Origin of the sequence: Staphylococcus massiliensis (assembly GCF_043186315.1) — a bacterium.
GTDB classification, from domain to species: Bacteria; Bacillota; Bacilli; order Staphylococcales; family Staphylococcaceae; genus Staphylococcus; species Staphylococcus massiliensis.
Genome location: NZ_CP171119.1, coordinates 2,135,681 through 2,154,109, shown reverse-complemented (window position 1 = coordinate 2,154,109; position 18,429 = coordinate 2,135,681). Strand labels below are relative to the sequence as shown.

The window sequence follows — 18,429 nt, the reverse complement described above, 5'->3', positions numbered from 1 at the left end:
AAATTAAACTTCAATGGCATCTTTTTGTGGTGTAAGTGGATTTTGTTTATCAATATGGTCGTAGAACATGATACCTTTTAAGTGATCGATTTCGTGTTGTACGACGATCGCTGGATAACCGCGTAATCGTAGTTTAACTTCCTTACCTGAAAGGTCATAACCTTTAACTTTAATTCGATAATTACGGTGAACAAGACCTGGAATATCTTCATCCACGCTTAAACAACCTTCACCAGTTGGTAGGTAACCTTTCTGGACACTATGGCTTACAATTTTAGGGTTAATTAATTGAATATCATGTGTTCTACCATTGCCGTCATCCGGAATGTAAACGACTAGCATTTGTTTAGACACATTGATTTGAGGTGCAGCTAAACCAACACCTGAACGTAAACCATATTTTTTAGCAATCTCTTCATCTTGACTGTTTAAGATGAATTCACGCATTTTAGTAAGCGTTTCTTTATCTTCGTCACTTAAAGGTAATTTAACTTCTTGAGCTTCTTCTCTAAGTGTAGGGTGACCATCCCTAATAATATCTTTCATCGTTAACATGTTGTACACCTTCCTTGATATAAAATATAACAGAAATTGCCTGTAGGTGCTACCTCTAACAGAGTATATGAATTTGTTATAAAGTCGTGCACTTACAAATTGATTTTTAAGTTTAAAATCATGTACGGTTAACTTGAAGTCTTAAGGAGGAAGAGCTTTTAAATATGAAATTAAAAAAATTGATTGGAATTGGTCTGATTTCTACATTAGTACTATCAGCATGTGGTAAAGACGACGAAATTATCTCTAAGTATTACGATACATTTAATAAAGAAAGTGATATTGAAAAGGATATTATTGAAGTTAACAAGAAGTTACAAAAACTCGAAAAAGATAAAGTAGAATTAATTAATAAAGTAAACGGGAATAACCAAGAAGAAATCTCTAAAGCAGCTAAGAAAGTTGTCGACAATATCGATAAAAGAGAGAAAAAGATTGATAAAGAAGCTGAGCTCACTGATCGTTATGAAAAGAACATGAGTAAAGCTAGTGATCAAGTTGACGACATTGAAGACAAAGAGGATAAAAAAGAAATAACTGAACTCGACGATGCTTTAAAAGATAAATTTAAAAAGCACGATAAATACGTAAAAGGTTATAAAAAGATCCTTGAAAAAGAAAGAGATTTATTTGAATACATGTCTGAAGGCACTCCGACTCAAGATCAAGTAGATGAGAAAGCTAAAAAAATGCAGGAAGCTAGTAAGGCTATGAAGAAAAAAGTAGAGGATTATTCTAAAGCAAGTAAGAAGGTCTCTAAAGAGTATCAAGATGTGAAAGCGATTGCTGAAGACTAATTTAATACTATAACAGTTTAGATTAAATAACTATAACAGTTTATCAATCTGTTATGTAAATTGGTGTTACAGAAGTTTTTTTATTTTTATTTAACAGTATCACAGTTTTGTGTTACACTTATTCAAGAATAATGATTTTCTATATAAAATGGAAAGGTATGGTGAATTGAATGGCACCGAAGTTAAATGCCCAATTCGATGCTGAGAAGGTATTACAAAATACTGAATCTCAATTTGAAATGGTTCAAATACTTGATGTAGATGGTAACGTAGTTAACGAAGACTTACTACCAGATTTATCAGATGAACAATTAGTAGAACTTATGGAGAGAATGGTTTGGACTCGTATTCTTGACCAACGCTCTATCTCATTAAACAGACAAGGACGTTTAGGTTTCTATGCACCTACAGCAGGTCAAGAAGCTTCTCAAATCGCTTCTCAATACGCATTAGAAAAAGAAGACTACATTCTTCCAGGTTACCGTGACGTACCACAATTAATTTGGCACGGTTTACCATTAACTGAAGCGTTCTTATTCTCAAGAGGACACTTCAAAGGTAACCAATTCCCAGAAGGTGTTAATGCATTAAGTCCACAAATCATCATTGGTGCTCAATACGTTCAAACAGCAGGTGTAGCTTTAGGACTTAAGAAACGCGGTAAAAAAGCCGTAGCAATTACTTATACTGGTGATGGCGGTTCATCACAAGGTGACTTCTACGAAGGTGTAAACTTTGCATCAGCTTACAAAGCACCAGCTATCTTTGTAATCCAAAATAATAACTATGCAATTTCAACACCACGTGACAAACAAACTGCAGCTAAAACATTAGCTCAAAAAGGTATCGGTTCTGGTGTTCCAGGTATCCAAGTTGACGGTATGGACGCATTAGCTGTATACCAAGCTACTTTAGAAGCGCGTGAACGTGCTGTAAATGGTGAAGGCCCAACATTAATCGAAACTATGACTTACCGTTATGGTCCACATACAATGGCCGGGGACGACCCAACGAAATACCGTACTTCAGACGAAGATTCAGAATGGGAGAAAAAAGACCCATTAGTACGTTTCAGAAAATATCTTGAAAACAAAAACTTATGGTCTGAAGAAAAAGAAGAAGAAATCATTAAACAAGCTAAAGACGACATTAAGAAGGCAATTAAAGCTGCAGATAACACTGAAAAGCAAACAGTTACTGATTTAATGGAAATCATGTACGAAGATATGCCTTATAACCTCAAAGAGCAATATGAAATTTACAAAGAGAAGGAGTCGAAGTAAGCCATGGCACAAATGACAATGGTTCAAGCGATTAACAATGCGCTTAAAACTGAATTACAAAACGACGAAAATGTTTTATTATTCGGTGAAGACGTAGGTGTTAATGGCGGTGTATTCCGTGTAACTGAAGGCCTACAAAAAGAATTCGGTGAAGATCGTGTATTCGATACACCATTAGCTGAATCAGGTATTGGTGGTCTTGCATTAGGTTTAACAGTTGAAGGTTACCGTCCAGTAATGGAAATCCAATTCTTCGGTTTCGTTTTCGAAGTAATGGACTCTGTTGCAGGTCAAATCGCACGTCATCGTTTCCGTTCAGGTAACTCAAAAGTTGCGCCAGTAACTATCCGTGCGCCATTCGGTGGTGGTGTTCATACACCAGAACTACACGCTGATAACTTAGAAGGTTTAATGGCTCAATCACCTGGTCTTAAAGTTGTAATCCCATCAGGTCCATATGATGCTAAAGGTTTATTAATCGAAAGTATCAGAAGTAACGATCCAATCGTTTACTTAGAGCACATGAAATTATACCGTTCATTCCGTGAAGAAGTACCTGAAGAAGAATATACAATCGAAATCGGTAAAGCTAACGTTAAACGTGAAGGTTCAGACATCACTTTAATTGCATACGGTGCAATGGTACAAGAAGCATTAAAAGCTGCAGAAGACCTTGAAAAAGATGGTTACTCAGCTGAAGTTATCGACTTACGTACAGTTCAACCATTAGATATCGAAACATTAGTTGCTTCAACTGAAAAAACTGGCCGCGTTGTAGTTATTCAAGAAGCTCAACGTCAAGCTGGTGTTGGTGCTCAAGTAGCTGCTGAACTTTCTGAACGTGCTATTCTTTCATTAGAAGCACCAATCGCTCGTGTAGCTGCTGCTGACACAATTTACCCATTCACTCAAGCAGAAGGTGTATGGTTACCAAACAAGAAAGACATCGTAGAGCAAGCTAAGAAAACTTTAGAATTTTAATTCTAAGTTATAGGAAATAAGTAAATATAGAAGATTATTGGTACGCACTTATTGGGCTTTTTCCTGATGAGTGCCGCCAATCTTTAGGTTTCTAACCGCAATTCATAATAATAATTTAGGAGGAAATTACCGTGGCATTTGAATTTAAATTACCAGATATTGGTGAAGGTATCCACGAAGGTGAAATCGTAAAGTGGTTCGTTAAAGCTGGAGACACTATTGAGGAAGACGATGTATTAGCAGAAGTTCAAAACGACAAATCTGTTGTTGAAATTCCATCTCCTGTTTCAGGTACTGTAGAAGAAGTTGTAGTAGACGAAGGTACTGTAGCAGTTGTTGGTGATACTATCGTTAAGATCGATGCTCCTGATGCAGAAGAAATGCAATTCAAAGGTGGTAGCGACGACGAAGAATCATCAGACGACAAAGAAGAATCAAAAGAGGAAGCTAAAGAAGAACAATCAGAAGCTTCAAATGATTCTGAAGAAGATGACAATACACGTGTTAAAGCTATGCCTTCAGTTCGTAAATATGCGCGTGAAAACGACGTAAACATTAAAGCTGTTAAAGGTACAGGTAAAAATGGTAGAATTACTAAAGAAGATGTAGACAATCACCTTAACGGTGGTGGACAAGCATCTGAAGAAACTTCTGCAGATAGCTCATCATCAGAAGCTTCACAAGCACCTGCAGCAAGTGTTGAAGGTGAATACCCAGAAACTACAGAAAAAATCCCAGCTATGCGTAAAGCTATCGCAAAAGCTATGGTTAACTCTAAACACACTGCACCTCACGTTACGTTAATGGACGAAATCGAAGTGTCTGCATTATGGGATCACCGTAAGAAGTTCAAAGAAGTTGCAGCTGAACAAGGTACTAAATTAACATTCTTACCATACGTTGTTAAAGCACTTGTTTCTGCACTTAAGAAATACCCAGCACTTAACACTTCATTCAATGAAGAAGCTGGCGAAGTTGTTCATAAACATTACTGGAACATCGGTATCGCAGCTGACACTGACAGAGGTTTATTAGTACCAGTTGTTAAAAACGCTGATCGTAAATCAATGTTCGCGATTTCAGATGAAATTAACGAACTTGCTGTTAAAGCACGTGACGGTAAATTAACATCTGATGAAATGAAAGGTGCTACTTGTACTATCAGTAACATCGGTTCTGCAGGTGGCCAATGGTTCACACCAGTCATCAACCACCCAGAAGTTGCAATCTTAGGTATTGGTCGTATTGCACAAAAACCTATCGTTAAAGATGGCGAAATCGTTGCAGCACCAGTACTTGCATTATCATTAAGCTTTGACCATAGACAAATTGATGGTGCTACTGGTCAAAACGCTATGAACCACATTAAACGTTTATTAAATAATCCAGAATTATTATTAATGGAGGGGTAAATTATGGTAGTCGGAGATTTTCCAATTGAAACAGATACTATTGTTATCGGTGCAGGTCCAGGAGGTTATGTTGCAGCAATCCGCGCAGCACAACTAGGTCAAAAAGTTACAATCGTAGAAAAAGGTGAACTTGGTGGCGTATGCTTAAACGTTGGTTGTATTCCTTCAAAAGCTTTATTACACGCTTCTCACCGTTACGAAGAAACTAAAAACTCAGAAAACCTTGGTGTTATCGCTGAAAACGTTCAATTAAAATTTGACAAAGTTCAAGAATTCAAACAAGGTGTCGTTCAAAAATTAACTGGCGGCGTTGAAGGTCTTTTAAAAGGTAACAAAGTTGAGATTGTTAAAGGTGAAGCTTATTTCGTAGACAATAACAGCTTACGCGTTATGGACGAAAAAAGTGCTCAAACTTATAACTTCAAAAATGCAATCATCGCAACTGGTTCACGCCCAATCGAAATTCCTAACTTTGAATTCGGTAACCGCGTAATCGATTCAACTGGCGCTTTAAACTTACAAGAAGTTCCTGGTAAACTTGTTGTAGTTGGTGGCGGTTACATCGGTTCTGAACTTGGTACTGCATTCGCTAACTTCGGTTCAGAAGTTACAATCTTAGAAGGTGCTAAAGACATCTTAGGCGGCTTCGAAAAACAAATGACGCAACCTGTTAAAAAAGGTATGAAAGAAAAAGGCGTTGAAATCGTTACAGAAGCTATGGCTAAATCAGCTGAAGAAACTGACAACGGCGTTAAAGTTACGTACGAAGTTGGTGGCGAAGAAAAATCAATCGAAGCAGATTACGTATTAGTAACTGTAGGTCGTAAACCTAACACAGACGAATTAGGTCTTGAAGAATTAGGTCTTAAATTCGCTGACCGCGGTTTATTAGAAGTTGATAAACAAAGCCGTACTTCAATCGAAAATATCTTTGCAATTGGTGATATCGTACCTGGTTTACCACTTGCACATAAAGCAAGCTATGAAGGTAAAATCGCTGCTGAAGTAATCTCTGGTGAAAAATCAGAAGTAGATTACATCGGTATGCCAGCTGTATGCTTCACTGAGCCAGAACTTGCTCAAGTTGGTTACACTGAAGCGCAAGCTAAAGAAGAAGGTTTAGACTATAAAGCTTCTAAATTCCCTTACCAAGCTAACGGCCGTGCGTTATCATTAGATGACACAACTGGTTTCGTTAAGTTAATCACACTTAAAGAAGACGATACTTTAGTAGGTGCTCAAGTAGTAGGTACTGGTGCATCAGATCTTATCTCTGAATTAGGTTTAGCTATCGAATCAGGTATGAATGCTGAAGATATCGCATTAACAGTTCATGCTCACCCAACATTAGGTGAAATGACTATGGAAGCTGCTGAAAAAGCAATTGGTCTTCCAATCCACACTATGTAATATCAATTACTTCAATTTATTGAAGCATAGATATATCTTAAGTCCGAGTAAACGTTTTGTTTGCTCGGGCTTTTTTATTTTTGGGCTCCTTGTCAATAACGGTTGGTGAGGGTCAAACGCACTAAGCAACTTTATTATGTTGTTTGGTGCGTTTTTTATATTCACTTACGAACATCCTAGAAATAATGAGTATTCTAGCTTTGAAGTTTTCAAAGTTTCTATAACCGTAAGATACCCGTTTGATTAATTTTATTTTGTTATTAATACCTTCTAATGGACCGTTAGTTAATTGCGGATGATCAATTGTGTGTTCTATATACGGTAAATACTTGATTAAAGTATTCATCACACGCTGTAAGCCCTTAGAAATAGGCTTAGATTTTGAGTTTTTAAGTACATACGTTAATTGATTGATATCATTTAATCTTAAGGCGTCGAGTATTTGATGACCTACCTTATAAGTTTCATGTAATAGATCATCTAAGTTTATTAAGTATTGAACGAGAGAGTGCTCACTCTGCGAAAAGTCGAATAGTCTGTAAGACTTATAATGAATTGGATCAAGATCTATAGGCGATATTAAAAGGTGCTTCCAATAACGTTTAAGCTTATTATATTTACGCTTTTCTGTCGTTCTAAATTGGTTCATTACTCTGACGCGACACCGGTTAATTTCTCTGTTAACAGCTTGTACAATATGAAAACGATCGATAATTATTTTAGCGTTAGGAAACAGGTCTTCAACTAAATCCATATACGGTTGATACATATCCATCGTGACGGCTTTGACTCGCTTTCGTTCTTCTAGAGAAAACTTTAAAAAGTGTTCTTCTAACTTGAATTTGCGACGATCAGGTAATATTTCAATAACATCATGATTGACGGCATCACAATAAATAAAGCTCATCGCACTCGCTACATCATTCGTTGACTTAAACTCGTCGAATGATAAATACTGAGGTAACTTATGATTCGGCTTAATTTCTTCGCCTAAATACTTAAGATGACGATGGACGGTAGATGGTGAAACAAAGTAATCTGAAGCAATATCCTTTTCAGACCTCACTTTAGCTAGCTTTTTCGTAATTACTAGTTTAACGTCAGTAGAGATTCGACAACGTGAACGAATATAAGGTGTTTTCGCTGTATATGTTCGCTGACACGCCTTACAATAAAAGCGTTGCTTTTTTAGAGCTAAATATGCAGGGCGTTCAAATACTAGCCCCATATAAACGCTCGTCTTACGAGAACCATGTTTAATAATAGTTTGATTCTCATTTTGTGCTCCGCATAAATCACAACTTTTTGCCTTGTAGGTTAAATCACCTTCATAAAATATACACTGCGACTGTTTATAAAAGTATAAACCTAGCTCTCTCGTAATTCTTAAATTCTTCACTTTAATTCCTAGAATATGTGATATATCATTACATATAGGCACAATATCTCTCCTTTTTAGTTTGTTGTGGTACTTACTATTATAGAGATATTCGTGCCTTTTTTGGTGTATAAAGAAAATTAACGGCTAGTGATTTTTTATCACCAACCATTAAAAGTGTACAGCCCAAAAAATACCGAGCCATGAAGGCTCGGTATTATACGGGAAAGGATAGGTTTAATAATTAATTAAATTAGAAGAAACGTTTTGCTGCTGTTGATAATGGTGGAATTTCGTCCCAATCTAATTTTTTATCTTCAGTGATAGATCTGTAAGCCCATTTACCATAGTTGATTGCTTCATCTTTAACAATCTTACCTGGTAGTGGAGCTGCAGTTGAGTCAACGTATACGTTAACGATTGTTGGACGATCTTGTTCTAATGCTTCTGCAACAACATCGTCTACGCGGCTAGGGTCTTTAAGTGTGTAACCTACACCGCCACAAGCTTCAGCAAATTTAGCTAAGTCCATATCAGTGAAGTCGATTGCGTATTCTAATTCACCTGCTGCTTGTTGTTCGTATTTGATGAATGATAATTGTTCGTTGTTAAGAACAAAGATAGTCATTGGTAGGTCGTATTGTACTGCTGTAGCGAAGTCTTGCATAACCATTTGGAATGCACCGTCACCAGCGATACCGATAACTTGACGGTTTGGCCAAGCGATACGTGATGCGATTGCACCTGGTAATGCACAGCCCATAGTACCTAACCAACTAGAAATGATAAATTTATTGTTAACAGTACAGTTCAAGTAACGTGTAGACCATACAGTTGAAGTACCAACGTCTACTGAGAATACAGCGTCGTCGTGACGTACTTTGTTGATTGCGTCCATTAAGCGTTCTGGACGGATTGGTTTACTTTCGTTAGCTTTGTCTGCTTTCATCCAAGAATCCCATGTTGCTTTACGTTGTAATGTCTTAGTTAAGAAGTCACGTTCACCAACATGTTTGATTGATTCAGTGAGTTGAGTTAATGCAACTTTACTGTCACCTACGATACCTGCGTTAACATCGAAACGGTGCCCGATTGCTTCTGGGTTAGTATCGATTTGGATTGCTTTGATGTTTTTCTTAGGTAGATAATCAACGTAAGGATAGTTTGTACCTACCATGATAAGCAAGTCAGCTTCTTGCATAGTTTGGTATGAAGGTTTCGTACCAATCTTACCTAAGTTACCTAAGTTGTAAGGGTGAGAGTCAGGTAAGATACCTTTAGCTGGTAAAGTCACAACTGCTGGAATCTTAGCAGTTTCGATAAATTCACGCACTTCTTCTTTCGCGTGTTGCGCACCTAAACCGATTAAGGCAACTGGACGTTTACTTTTATCGATAAGTTTAGCTGCTTTCTTGATACTACGTGGTTTCGGTGAGATACGTGCTGGTGGTGCAGTATCTACTTTCTTGCTTGTAGTATCTTTGACTTTACGAGTTAATAAGTCGTTTGGAAGTACGAGTACTGCTGGACCTTTTTTCTCGTAAGCTGTGCGGATCGCTTCGTTTACGATACCGAAGATGTCTTTGTCATCTTTAGTAATTTGGTGGCTGTATACAGCAACACCGTCAACCATTTTAAGAATATCAGTCTCTTGGAATGCTTTCGTACCAAGTACTGTACTGTTTGATTGACCTGCTAAGATAAGTTGTGGCACGTTGTCCATTTCGGCATCATACATACCGTTTAATAAGTGGACAATACCAGGACCACCGATACTTAATGCTACACCGATCTTACCAGTAAGTTTAGTATAGCTTGCTGCTGTTAAGCTTGCTACTTCTTCATGACGTACGTGATAGAATTTCAAGTCTTCACGTACTGTTCTCAAGCTATCTACGACTGCATCGATTGAGTCACCAGGGATACCATAAAGGTGATCAATATTCCATGCTTCTAATGCTTTAACGAGTGCTTGATTTGCTTTAATTTTTGCCACTTTGAAAAAGCCCCTTTCGATTTATCATTTTTATCTCTCTTGTGACGAAGTGCGTTACTATTCAAACACAAATACTACAACTTAATATAATAGCAGGATGAATATGGGAATGAGGATTGAACTTAAGACTGCTGTTAGAATCATACCTATTGAACTAAAGGCACCAGATTCAATGTCCATCTCAAGTGCTTTCGCTGTACCAAAGGCGTGAGAAGCGTTCCCATAAGTCAGGCCTTTCGCTATGGATGTTTCGAAACGTCCAAGGCGAAGTAAATAGGAACCTATCATACTACCGAGCAAACCAGTAGTGATGATAAAGAGTACAGCAAAGGTGTCAGTACCTCCAAGCTGATGAGAAACTTGGATGCCTACTGCAGCTGTAATAGATCTCGGTAAGACAGTTACGATAACTTCTTTAGAGTAACCGAGAAGTTTCAACGCTGTAAATACTAACAAAAAATTGAAGAGCACACCAGCGAAGACGCTTGCAAATATAACTCTTGCATAAGCCCATATCTTATGACGATTCTGATAGAGGGGATAAGCAAGACAAACAACGCTGACGTTGAGCAAATAGTTAATCCATTTACCGCCAACCATATAGTTTTTATATGTCGTACCACTGATGAGTAGCACGATGATGATTGCGAGTGATGCGACCAATGCGGGGTTGAGCAAAGGTGTGCGGTATTTACGCTGTAACTTTTGCGCGCCGGCGTATACGACAACGGTAAGAGCGATCATGAGCAATGCATGTAAGAAATTCATTGCGAATCACTCTCTTTAGCATGTACCCTTTTAACCATCTTCTCAGCAATGTACCCTGATACTAGCGCCACAGAACATGTACCTAATATGATGAGTATAAAGAATACGATGAAATTTAAATTGATATCCGAAGCCACATCCATAACGCCCACTACAGATGGTACAAAGTAGAATATCATTGTCGCAAGGAAAAAGTTTGCGCCTGAACTTATGAACTTTTCTGGTAGAATCTTAAATTGTAACAGCAAATATAACAGTATCAATCCAACTATGCTTCCCGCAATAGGAATATGACATATACGCTGGATCACACTGCCAACATACGTAACCCCAATCAACAACAGTATTTGGAGTAGTGTTCTCATTACTTTCCAAGCAAACTGCATGCTTTTCATCCCTCTCAAAAGATTTAGTTAAACTTTATCTCTTTTGTACACTATATATTTTAATCCATACCCCAATATATTTAAAATATTGAATTTAAATACGACCTATTACTTTTTTCTATGAAAGCGTTCACTTTCATAATAATATTTCATATGTTCGTTAGAGTCGCTCGCTCATAAACTCGATCCACTGACGCGTTGCATAACTTAAATATTTATCTTTCTTCCAGACCACCCCGAGTTCCCAAGACATAGACTTGTCATCGATCGGTATATTACAAAAGTGACTGTCTAGCATCTTCACGATATTCTCTGGTAGTATACTGATACCCAAATGTGCATTTAATAGATTCTCAATAAAGTTCCACTGAGATATTTTAGAAACTGTATTCGGTATATAACCTGCGTTCTTTGTCGCTTCAATGATCTTGTCATTAAGATAAAAATCTTCATTAAATAAGATAAAGTCCTCATTAATGAGATCTTTCATGTTAACGGAGTCCCTCGTCGCCAATGCATGATTTCTATGTGTCACTAAACGCAGTTCTTCTTGATAAAGTGGTATGGAATTAAAGATGGCTTTATCTACTGGCAATGTTGTAATCCCGATATCAATTTCATCATTGACCAATTGAGATTCAATCATCTTTCCGCCATTTTCCACTAAATTATAAGTTACATTCGGATAACGCTGATGAAACTCGCCCAAGATTTCAATAAACTGATTCATATTCATCACTGCTGAAAGTCCGATGCTGATATGACCTGTCTCGAGTCCGAGTAAACTATTAATTTCTTTCGGTAAATCATTAAATAAATTGAGTATTTCTGTACATTTTTGATAGAAGACTTCTCCCGCATCTGTGAGCACTAACTGCCGCTTACTTCTATCGAACTATGGCATCGCCAATTCACTTTCCAAATCTTTAATCGCTTTACTAATCGTTGGCTGAGCGATATACAGATGCTTCGAAGCTTTCGTCATTCCACCATGTTCCACGACTTCAACGAAATATGTCATTTGTTTGATATCCATAGGATGCGTACCCCCTCATCTATCACTTTCTTCACTGTTAATACTACCTTATTTTGCGCTAAAATGGGAGCTTTAGCTCAATTTCTTTCCTTATTATTAATTATTACTGTCAGGTGTGTGGTGAAGCTAATTGTCCACTACCCTTTTCAACCCAGTATTAAAATTGACAATTACATGAATGTGTTTAATACCAAATATAGATTATGGTATAATGACTTGTGGCTCTAGAAGAGGTGATGTATGACTTTCTACGATTTTATGCAGAACTTTCTAGGTGATGACACGCCTTTAGGTGAATTGGCTGATGAGATTAATCAAGATGTCAATTTCCCTAAAAATGTTTCTGATCCAGAAAGCATCTTGACATATTGTCGTGAACACAATTGGACTGATACTGAGTTGCTCAGTATCACTAAGAGAGCCTTAGACTTATTTAGCCAATTCGTCCTCATGTAGTAGCCATAGTATTTCATGAGATATAGGCTTGCCATCACCTCACGATGCGTAGGAGAAAGTTCGGCTCCTTGTCAATAACGGTTGGTGAGGGTCAAACGCACTAAGCAACTTTATTAGGGTTTATGTCATTGTAGGTGTCGTTATAGGCGGTATAAGTGCGGCAACTTTCGGTGTTCCTTTTTTTGTAGGATGTATCTTAGGTGGTGTGCTTACGTTAGGCTATGAGTTGTTTCATTACTTCAATGAGCAGGGTGATTAATTGTTCTTTGGGGCTATTTCTAATAATGGATAAACTGCGAAAAGTCGTATGGTCTACATAATAAGGGAGGGAATATTTATGATCCTTAAATCAATTCTAGTTATCGTTGCTTTAATCGTATTTGTGCTCCTCCTAAATTTGTTTTTAACTAAACCTAGAAATAGTGACGAACGCTTTCATATTATAACCAAACGTCACAATAAATCTTATGATAATTATACTTTTGGTAAAGCTTATTTAAGTAATTTAATTGATATCCTTATTTATGGATTGATTGGATTGTAGCAACTAGACTTTCTGATCTCTAAATAGACCCAACTCTTAAGAGCGTATTTACAAATAAAATGTTAAAGTCATTCATATTTATAATCATAATGCTAAGGAGGGATTAATGATGACAAGCTTAACTAATGCCGAAATGATTCAGATCTCAGGAGGGAAAATTAGATGGGGGAATGTAATAGGTGGTGCGTTATGTGGTGGCATCATTGGTCTCGCATTCGGACACCCGATACTAGGGTGTATAGTAGGTGGCGTATTCAGTCTAGCAGTTGAATTGTATTTTCATTTTAATGAACAAGTATAGCTTATTCACAATGTAAGTAGGTTAATGACACCATGAAATTTATTAAGCAACTTGATGAAAGAGATTGCGGACCTGTATGTCTCGCAATGATATGTCGTCATTATAAAAAGCGTGTTTCTGTAGATAAAATTCGAGATATGGCGCATACAAATGAAAATGGTACGAACTTGTTGGGTATGGTTAATGCTGGGAAAGCGCTCGGTTTAGATATGAAAGCAGTTAGAGTTGTTAATGAACCGGAGTTGTACAATGTGCAACTCCCATGTATTGCACATATTACCAATGATGAAGGTTATGACCATTTTGTGGTCATACGTAAGATGACGCGTCAGCATGTTTATATCGTAGATCCCGCTATAGGTAAGTCTAAAGAGTCCTTAGATAATTTTAAATTGAAATGGACGCGAATTTTGTTACTTGTTACTAAATCCGAAAACTTTTCGACTCAAACAGTGGATTATCCAATCAAGACTGAAATGTTGGCTTTAGTTAAGCAATATAAATCATTTATACTCCTCATCGTTTTCTTATCCATTTTATTGAATTTAATAAGCTTTTTAGGTACATTCTATTTTAAATTTTTTATCGATGATTTGATACCTCATTATGACAAAAGCGGTATTAACCAACTTTCTATAGCAATAATCGGGTTATATGCGTTGCATGCCTTGATTGCCTTTTCAAGAGGGAAATTGATGATCGCTATAAGTTCTAAACTTGATGTTCAATTGATTTCGCAATTCTTTAACCACATCATACATTTGCCTATGCGATTTTATGAAAGCAGAAAGCCTGGCGAAATCGCATCTAGATTAACTGATATTCATAAAATTAGGGACGCGATTGCTTCAATAGCTGTGACTATATTTGTCGACCTACTCATGATTGTTGTGGGTGCATTGATGCTTGCATATATAAACTTGCATCTGTTTATCATTATTTCAATCATGATTCCACTATATGTCATATTGAGTATGAGTTTTAAATCACCGCTTAAGCATTATAATGATTTGTTACTTCAACAAGGTGCGCTGTTCAATGGCTATCTCATTGAAATCTTTAATGGAATTTTATTCTTGAAAAGCTTTGTAAAAGAACAAGAGGTTTCTAAGAAAGTTGCGATTCGATTAGAGCAATTCATTCAAAGTTATAAGACTTTAGGGAATCTTTCTAATATCCAATTGAATATAAAAGGTTTCATGGCTTTGAGTGCATCTGTATTTGTATTGTGGGTAGGTGGTCATCAAGTTGTTAATGGAGATATGACGCTAGGTAACTTAATAACGTTTAATGCACTCGTTATGTATTACTTTGGCCCTGTGGAACGCGCGATTGAATTACAACCTATGATTCATACTGCTCTTATCGCAGTGAGAAGGGTGGTAGCGTATACAAGTAAACCTAATGAGATTCAAATGGCACAAGCGCAGTCGCAAGCGGTTAGTTTTGTGAATGAAATTAGGCTTTCTAATGTTAGTTTTAGTTACGAGCCCGAAGTTCCTATTTTAAAAGAAATTAATATAACGATTTCTAAAGGGACTAAAGTGAGTATAGTATGTGAAAGCGGTTCTGGTAAATCGACTTTAGCTAAAGTTTTAATGGGCTTTTACAAAGTTGACCAAGGTGATCTGTACATGGATAAGATGCATTATGGTGCAATAGATATACATGCTTTAAGAAAGCGCATTGGTTATCTTACCCAAAAACCTTTCTTTTTTAAAGGGAGCATTATAGACAATCTCACTATAGATATAAAAAAGCCTTTGGATCAATTTAAGATGATTGAAGCCTGTAAAATGGCAGAAATTCATCATGACATCATGAGCTTTCCTATGGGTTATGCAACGTTGGTTGAAACAGAAGGTACGAATCTTTCTTCAGGTCAACTTCAAAGGCTAGCTATCGCAAGGGCGCTGTTGCATCAAACTGATATTTTAATTTTAGATGAAGCTACGAATGCGCTCAATGATAAGTTAGAAAGACGTATATTTAGAAACTTACAATCGTTACTAAAATTGAACCGTACACTAATTATTATGTCACATAAACTTGAGAATATTCGAGACTCGGACATGATATATGTCATGCATAAAGGTCGCATCGTCGAAACAGGTACGCACGATAGGTTAATTGAAACGGGGGTCTACTACAAGCGCATATTTGAGTAAAGCGCGTAGAGGGTTATTTAGGTAATGAGGTGATAGATTGTCTTATGCAGTTTTTATATATAGCAAGCAGTATTGTATTCGAAACCATTTAGAAAGGCTATTTAAAAATTACATCGACTTTCAAAGCCGCAACCTTAAAATAGCGTGTGTCACGGAAAATATTAATGAAATTAAAGATGTAATAAATCTCAACAGCATTCAATATAGCATTCAAGTATTACATGGACCTACAATTCAAGGACTTCAAACGATTCGCGCCTGTGATCAGAGTTGTAAACAGCTTATAATCAGTGATTATCAGGATTCATCTGAACTTATCGATATTGTTAATAGCCACGTTGAGCCATTTGCTTACATACCAACATCGATCATTGATGACGTTCCAAGATTTTATCGCTTAATTGAAACCGTTGAAAAACGCGTGGTTGCATCTACTCATACTTCTTCCCGGAGTATCGTCTTTAAAATCTATAATGAAACGTACTACAAACGGTTGGATGAGGTCGTGCTCATTGAATGTTTTGATAAGCCTCATAAACTTTTGCTTGTAACCATTAATAGTAGTTATGAATTATATGGAACCATAAAAGGGTTTGAATCTGCGTATCCCGAACTGATTCGAATCAATCGAGCGTGCATTATAAATCCTCAGTATATTTATAAGATTGATCATGATAACTTGCGCGTTCACATGACGAATGGTTTCATACGTTGGTACACGAAATCGAAGAAATCTAAATTAACGCGCTTAAATTCAAATCAATAAATAGTACATATCTTAAAATTCATCATAATGTAATCAATCAACATACTAAAATGACCACTTAGGCTTTATAAGATACCTTAGTGGTCATTTAAATTTATTGGTCTAGATGGCGATAGAGTGTAGCTCTACTTATATTCGTTTTTTCCTTGATTTGATCAAGGGTATATTTTTTAGACATATACATAGCAATCGCATCTTCTAGGTTTTTATCATTTCGTTTAGGTCTACCAACCTTCGCGCCATTACTACTCGCGTTAGAAATACCTTGCTTAGTTCTAAAGCTAACAATATCACTTTGAAATCGTGTAATTTCCTTTAAGGTATTTTCGAAGGGAATTTTATTATTAGAATTAATAACCATATCTCGATTCAAAATGTGTATGGTAATCGCATTTGTAGAACAATGTTGAATAATTTCTTCTAACTGTCTCGTTGAATCAGCTAATATACATAAATCGGTAACATATAAGCAATCGTTGTCACGAATTTGGTCAAGTAATTGATCAAGTTGATATCGCTTTTTACTTTTAGTATGTAATTCTTCAAATATATGGCAGTCACGAGGAAGTTTTCGTTTCTGAACGTTAACATCGTCATAGACGTTTATCGCTCTAATATATCCATAATTCATTTCATTCACCTCTATTAGTTTCAAAAAGGGGTACAATTTTGAAACTATTACTGTTATAATTAATGCGTCAAATCTTAAAATTAGGAGCGTAAGTATGATAGAAACTATAAAAAGAGAATGGTTAAGTAACCCAGTCGCTAATATTCTATCAGGTATTGTAGTCGCCCTTGCTTTAATACCTGAAGCAATCGCCTTTTCCATAATAGCTGGAGTCGATCCTATGGTTGGTTTGTATGCTTCATTTATCATTGCAGTCGTCACTTCTATTGTAGGTGGACGTCCTGCTCTTATTTCAGCTGCCACTGGTGCAATTGCATTACTCGTTGTACCTTTAGTGAAAGATCATGGTGTAGAGTATTTACTTGCAGCAACCATTTTAATGGGAATTATTCAATTCATCCTCGGTGCTTTGAAAATTGGTCGCCTAATGAAATTTATACCTAGGTCTGTGATGATTGGTTTCGTAAATGCACTTGGTATTATGATCTTTATGGCTCAGGTTGAACATATTTTTGGCATTTCTATCGCAACATATATATATGTCATTGTAACATTATTGATTGTATATATTGTACCTAGATTTGTTAAACGTATACCAGCACCGCTCATAGCAATTGTACTTTTAACTGCGATTTATCTTATGTTTGGTGCCGATGTTAAAACAGTAGGAGATATAGGTAAAATTAACCAATCTTTACCACATTTTCTCATTCCAGATGTACCTTATAATTTTGAAACATTGAAGATTATTTTACCTTACTCGGTTTCGATGGCAATTGTTGGATTAGTTGAAAGTTTACTTACTTCTAAGATCGTGGATGATGCTACGGATACTTATAGTAATAAAAACCGTGAATCTAGAGGTCAAGGTATCGCGAACATCATTGCGCCATTCTTCGGTGGAATGGGTGGTTGCGCGATGATTGGTCAATCAGTCATTAACGTTAAGTCAGGGGGGCGTACACGCCTTTCCACATTTACAGCAGGTGTCTTCTTGATCTTCTTAATTATTGTCCTTGGAGGACTCGTAGTTAAGATTCCAATGCCGATTTTAGCTGGAATTATGGTTATGGTAGCGGTTGGAACATTTGATTTCAATTCATTTAAATATCTTAAAAAGGCACCACGTACAGATGCTTTTGTTATGGTTTTAACTGTCATCATCGTGTTGTTTACACATAATTTAGCATTAGGCGTTATTGTAGGCGTTATATTTAGTGCGCTATTTTTCGCTACTAAGATATCGAAAATCGATGTTTCTCTTAATGAAGAAAATAATATTCTATATTATTACTTCGATGGACAGATTTTCTTCGTTTCAATAGATTCTCTGATGGAACAAATCGATTTTGATAAAGAAAATGAACATATTGTATTAGATTTCTCACGTGCTCATTTGTGGGACGATTCAGCGGTAGATGCTATTGATACGATTGTTCATAAGTTTGAAGAAAGAGGTAACAAAGTTAACGTCAAACGCTTAAATGCCGATAGTCGTAAAATCGTATCTGAAATCAGTCAATTAAACGAAGAACATCTCATTTCTTAAATAAAGGGGTAT

At 36.6% G+C, this 18,429-nt stretch carries 17 protein-coding genes and 1 pseudogene; 11 read left to right on the top strand and 7 right to left on the bottom strand.

Features of this window, described 5'->3' with window-relative positions; translation table 11 throughout:
* Nucleotides 1-3: 3 nt before the first annotated feature.
* Nucleotides 4-555 carry a peptide deformylase gene (def, locus tag ACF3N8_RS10380; RefSeq protein WP_238093664.1) on the bottom strand — a complete coding sequence of 184 codons (552 nt, stop codon included), beginning with the start codon at nt 553-555 and terminating at the stop codon, nt 4-6.
* Between the two features lie 164 nt (nt 556-719).
* Here def and ACF3N8_RS10375 point away from each other — a divergent pair, with 164 nt between their 5' ends.
* The 5 genes from ACF3N8_RS10375 to lpdA all read left to right on the top strand — a co-directional run bounded on the left by ACF3N8_RS10375 (nt 720) and on the right by lpdA (nt 6,438).
* Nucleotides 720-1,352, top strand: a complete 633-nt coding sequence (locus ACF3N8_RS10375; RefSeq protein WP_009383652.1) for a YkyA family protein — start codon at nt 720-722, stop codon at nt 1,350-1,352.
* Between the two features lie 170 nt (nt 1,353-1,522).
* Nucleotides 1,523-2,635, top strand: coding sequence for a pyruvate dehydrogenase (acetyl-transferring) E1 component subunit alpha (pdhA, locus tag ACF3N8_RS10370; RefSeq protein WP_009383651.1), 1,113 nt, complete (start codon nt 1,523-1,525; stop codon nt 2,633-2,635).
* 3 nt (nt 2,636-2,638) lie between these two features.
* A complete protein-coding gene (locus ACF3N8_RS10365) occupies nt 2,639-3,616 on the top strand; it encodes an alpha-ketoacid dehydrogenase subunit beta (protein ID WP_009383649.1) in 978 nt (325 codons plus the stop codon).
* Between the two features lie 131 nt (nt 3,617-3,747).
* Nucleotides 3,748-5,028, top strand: a complete 1,281-nt coding sequence (locus ACF3N8_RS10360; RefSeq protein ID WP_017176604.1) for a dihydrolipoamide acetyltransferase family protein — start codon at nt 3,748-3,750, stop codon at nt 5,026-5,028.
* 3 nt (nt 5,029-5,031) lie between these two features.
* A complete protein-coding gene (lpdA, locus tag ACF3N8_RS10355; RefSeq protein ID WP_238093661.1) occupies nt 5,032-6,438 on the top strand; it encodes a dihydrolipoyl dehydrogenase in 1,407 nt (468 codons plus the stop codon).
* A gap of 121 nt (nt 6,439-6,559) precedes the next feature.
* Here lpdA and ACF3N8_RS10350 read toward each other — a convergent pair whose 3' ends face one another.
* The 5 genes and pseudogenes from ACF3N8_RS10350 to cidR all read right to left on the bottom strand — a co-directional run bounded on the left by ACF3N8_RS10350 (nt 6,560) and on the right by cidR (nt 12,002).
* Complete coding sequence (locus ACF3N8_RS10350) at nt 6,560-7,879, bottom strand: ISL3 family transposase (RefSeq protein WP_232620108.1); 1,320 nt, start codon at nt 7,877-7,879, stop codon at nt 6,560-6,562.
* A gap of 190 nt (nt 7,880-8,069) precedes the next feature.
* Complete coding sequence (locus tag ACF3N8_RS10345) at nt 8,070-9,812, bottom strand: pyruvate oxidase (RefSeq protein ID WP_002470901.1); 1,743 nt, start codon at nt 9,810-9,812, stop codon at nt 8,070-8,072.
* 81 nt (nt 9,813-9,893) lie between these two features.
* Nucleotides 9,894-10,580 carry an LrgB family protein gene (locus ACF3N8_RS10340; RefSeq protein ID WP_002470900.1) on the bottom strand — a complete coding sequence of 229 codons (687 nt, stop codon included), beginning with the start codon at nt 10,578-10,580 and terminating at the stop codon, nt 9,894-9,896.
* A complete protein-coding gene (locus ACF3N8_RS10335; protein ID WP_392449910.1) occupies nt 10,577-10,966 on the bottom strand; it encodes a CidA/LrgA family protein in 390 nt (129 codons plus the stop codon). The genes ACF3N8_RS10340 and ACF3N8_RS10335 overlap by 4 nt, the downstream gene beginning before the upstream one ends.
* A gap of 160 nt (nt 10,967-11,126) precedes the next feature.
* Nucleotides 11,127-12,002: pseudogene (gene cidR / locus ACF3N8_RS10330) on the bottom strand (cidABC operon transcriptional activator CidR).
* Nucleotides 12,003-12,242: 240 nt separating this feature from the next.
* On the opposite strand from cidR, the gene ACF3N8_RS10325 reads away from it, so the two are divergent.
* The 5 genes from ACF3N8_RS10325 to ACF3N8_RS10305 all read left to right on the top strand — a co-directional run bounded on the left by ACF3N8_RS10325 (nt 12,243) and on the right by ACF3N8_RS10305 (nt 16,237).
* Complete coding sequence (locus ACF3N8_RS10325) at nt 12,243-12,458, top strand: sterile alpha motif-like domain-containing protein (RefSeq protein ID WP_002470888.1); 216 nt, start codon at nt 12,243-12,245, stop codon at nt 12,456-12,458.
* 337 nt (nt 12,459-12,795) lie between these two features.
* Nucleotides 12,796-13,002, top strand: coding sequence for a hypothetical protein (locus tag ACF3N8_RS10320; RefSeq protein ID WP_009383642.1), 207 nt, complete (start codon nt 12,796-12,798; stop codon nt 13,000-13,002).
* A 109-nt stretch (nt 13,003-13,111) separates the two neighbouring features.
* Entirely contained in the window at nt 13,112-13,303 is a 192-nt protein-coding gene (locus tag ACF3N8_RS10315) for a hypothetical protein (RefSeq protein WP_009383641.1), read from the top strand.
* 32 nt (nt 13,304-13,335) lie between these two features.
* Nucleotides 13,336-15,471 carry a peptidase domain-containing ABC transporter gene (locus ACF3N8_RS10310; RefSeq protein ID WP_392449908.1) on the top strand — a complete coding sequence of 712 codons (2,136 nt, stop codon included), beginning with the start codon at nt 13,336-13,338 and terminating at the stop codon, nt 15,469-15,471.
* Between the two features lie 37 nt (nt 15,472-15,508).
* Nucleotides 15,509-16,237 (top strand): LytTR family DNA-binding domain-containing protein, encoded by a 729-nt coding sequence (locus ACF3N8_RS10305; protein ID WP_009383639.1) that lies wholly within the window; start codon nt 15,509-15,511, stop codon nt 16,235-16,237.
* Between the two features lie 94 nt (nt 16,238-16,331).
* Here ACF3N8_RS10305 and ACF3N8_RS10300 read toward each other — a convergent pair whose 3' ends face one another.
* Nucleotides 16,332-16,868 (bottom strand): recombinase family protein, encoded by a 537-nt coding sequence (locus ACF3N8_RS10300; protein ID WP_026048961.1) that lies wholly within the window; start codon nt 16,866-16,868, stop codon nt 16,332-16,334.
* 94 nt (nt 16,869-16,962) lie between these two features.
* Here ACF3N8_RS10300 and ACF3N8_RS10295 point away from each other — a divergent pair, with 94 nt between their 5' ends.
* Complete coding sequence (locus tag ACF3N8_RS10295; protein ID WP_037556670.1) at nt 16,963-18,417, top strand: SulP family inorganic anion transporter; 1,455 nt, start codon at nt 16,963-16,965, stop codon at nt 18,415-18,417.
* Nucleotides 18,418-18,429 lie beyond the last annotated feature (12 nt).

What these genes read in the sequence shown, in the direction of transcription:
- def (WP_238093664.1), bottom strand. Translation starts at nt 555, where the DNA reads ATGTTAACGATGAAAGATATTATTAGGGATGGTCACCCTACACTTAGA.
- ACF3N8_RS10375 (WP_009383652.1), top strand. Translation starts at nt 720, where the DNA reads ATGAAATTAAAAAAATTGATTGGAATTGGTCTGATTTCTACATTAGTA.
- pdhA (WP_009383651.1), top strand. Translation starts at nt 1,523, where the DNA reads ATGGCACCGAAGTTAAATGCCCAATTCGATGCTGAGAAGGTATTACAA.
- ACF3N8_RS10365 (WP_009383649.1), top strand. Translation starts at nt 2,639, where the DNA reads ATGGCACAAATGACAATGGTTCAAGCGATTAACAATGCGCTTAAAACT.
- lpdA (WP_238093661.1), top strand. Translation starts at nt 5,032, where the DNA reads ATGGTAGTCGGAGATTTTCCAATTGAAACAGATACTATTGTTATCGGT.
- ACF3N8_RS10340 (WP_002470900.1), bottom strand. Translation starts at nt 10,580, where the DNA reads ATGAATTTCTTACATGCATTGCTCATGATCGCTCTTACCGTTGTCGTA.
- ACF3N8_RS10335 (WP_392449910.1), bottom strand. Translation starts at nt 10,966, where the DNA reads ATGCAGTTTGCTTGGAAAGTAATGAGAACACTACTCCAAATACTGTTG.
- ACF3N8_RS10325 (WP_002470888.1), top strand. Translation starts at nt 12,243, where the DNA reads ATGACTTTCTACGATTTTATGCAGAACTTTCTAGGTGATGACACGCCT.
- ACF3N8_RS10320 (WP_009383642.1), top strand. Translation starts at nt 12,796, where the DNA reads ATGATCCTTAAATCAATTCTAGTTATCGTTGCTTTAATCGTATTTGTG.
- ACF3N8_RS10315 (WP_009383641.1), top strand. Translation starts at nt 13,112, where the DNA reads ATGACAAGCTTAACTAATGCCGAAATGATTCAGATCTCAGGAGGGAAA.
- ACF3N8_RS10310 (WP_392449908.1), top strand. Translation starts at nt 13,336, where the DNA reads ATGAAATTTATTAAGCAACTTGATGAAAGAGATTGCGGACCTGTATGT.
- ACF3N8_RS10300 (WP_026048961.1), bottom strand. Translation starts at nt 16,868, where the DNA reads ATGAATTATGGATATATTAGAGCGATAAACGTCTATGACGATGTTAAC.
- ACF3N8_RS10295 (WP_037556670.1), top strand. Translation starts at nt 16,963, where the DNA reads ATGATAGAAACTATAAAAAGAGAATGGTTAAGTAACCCAGTCGCTAAT.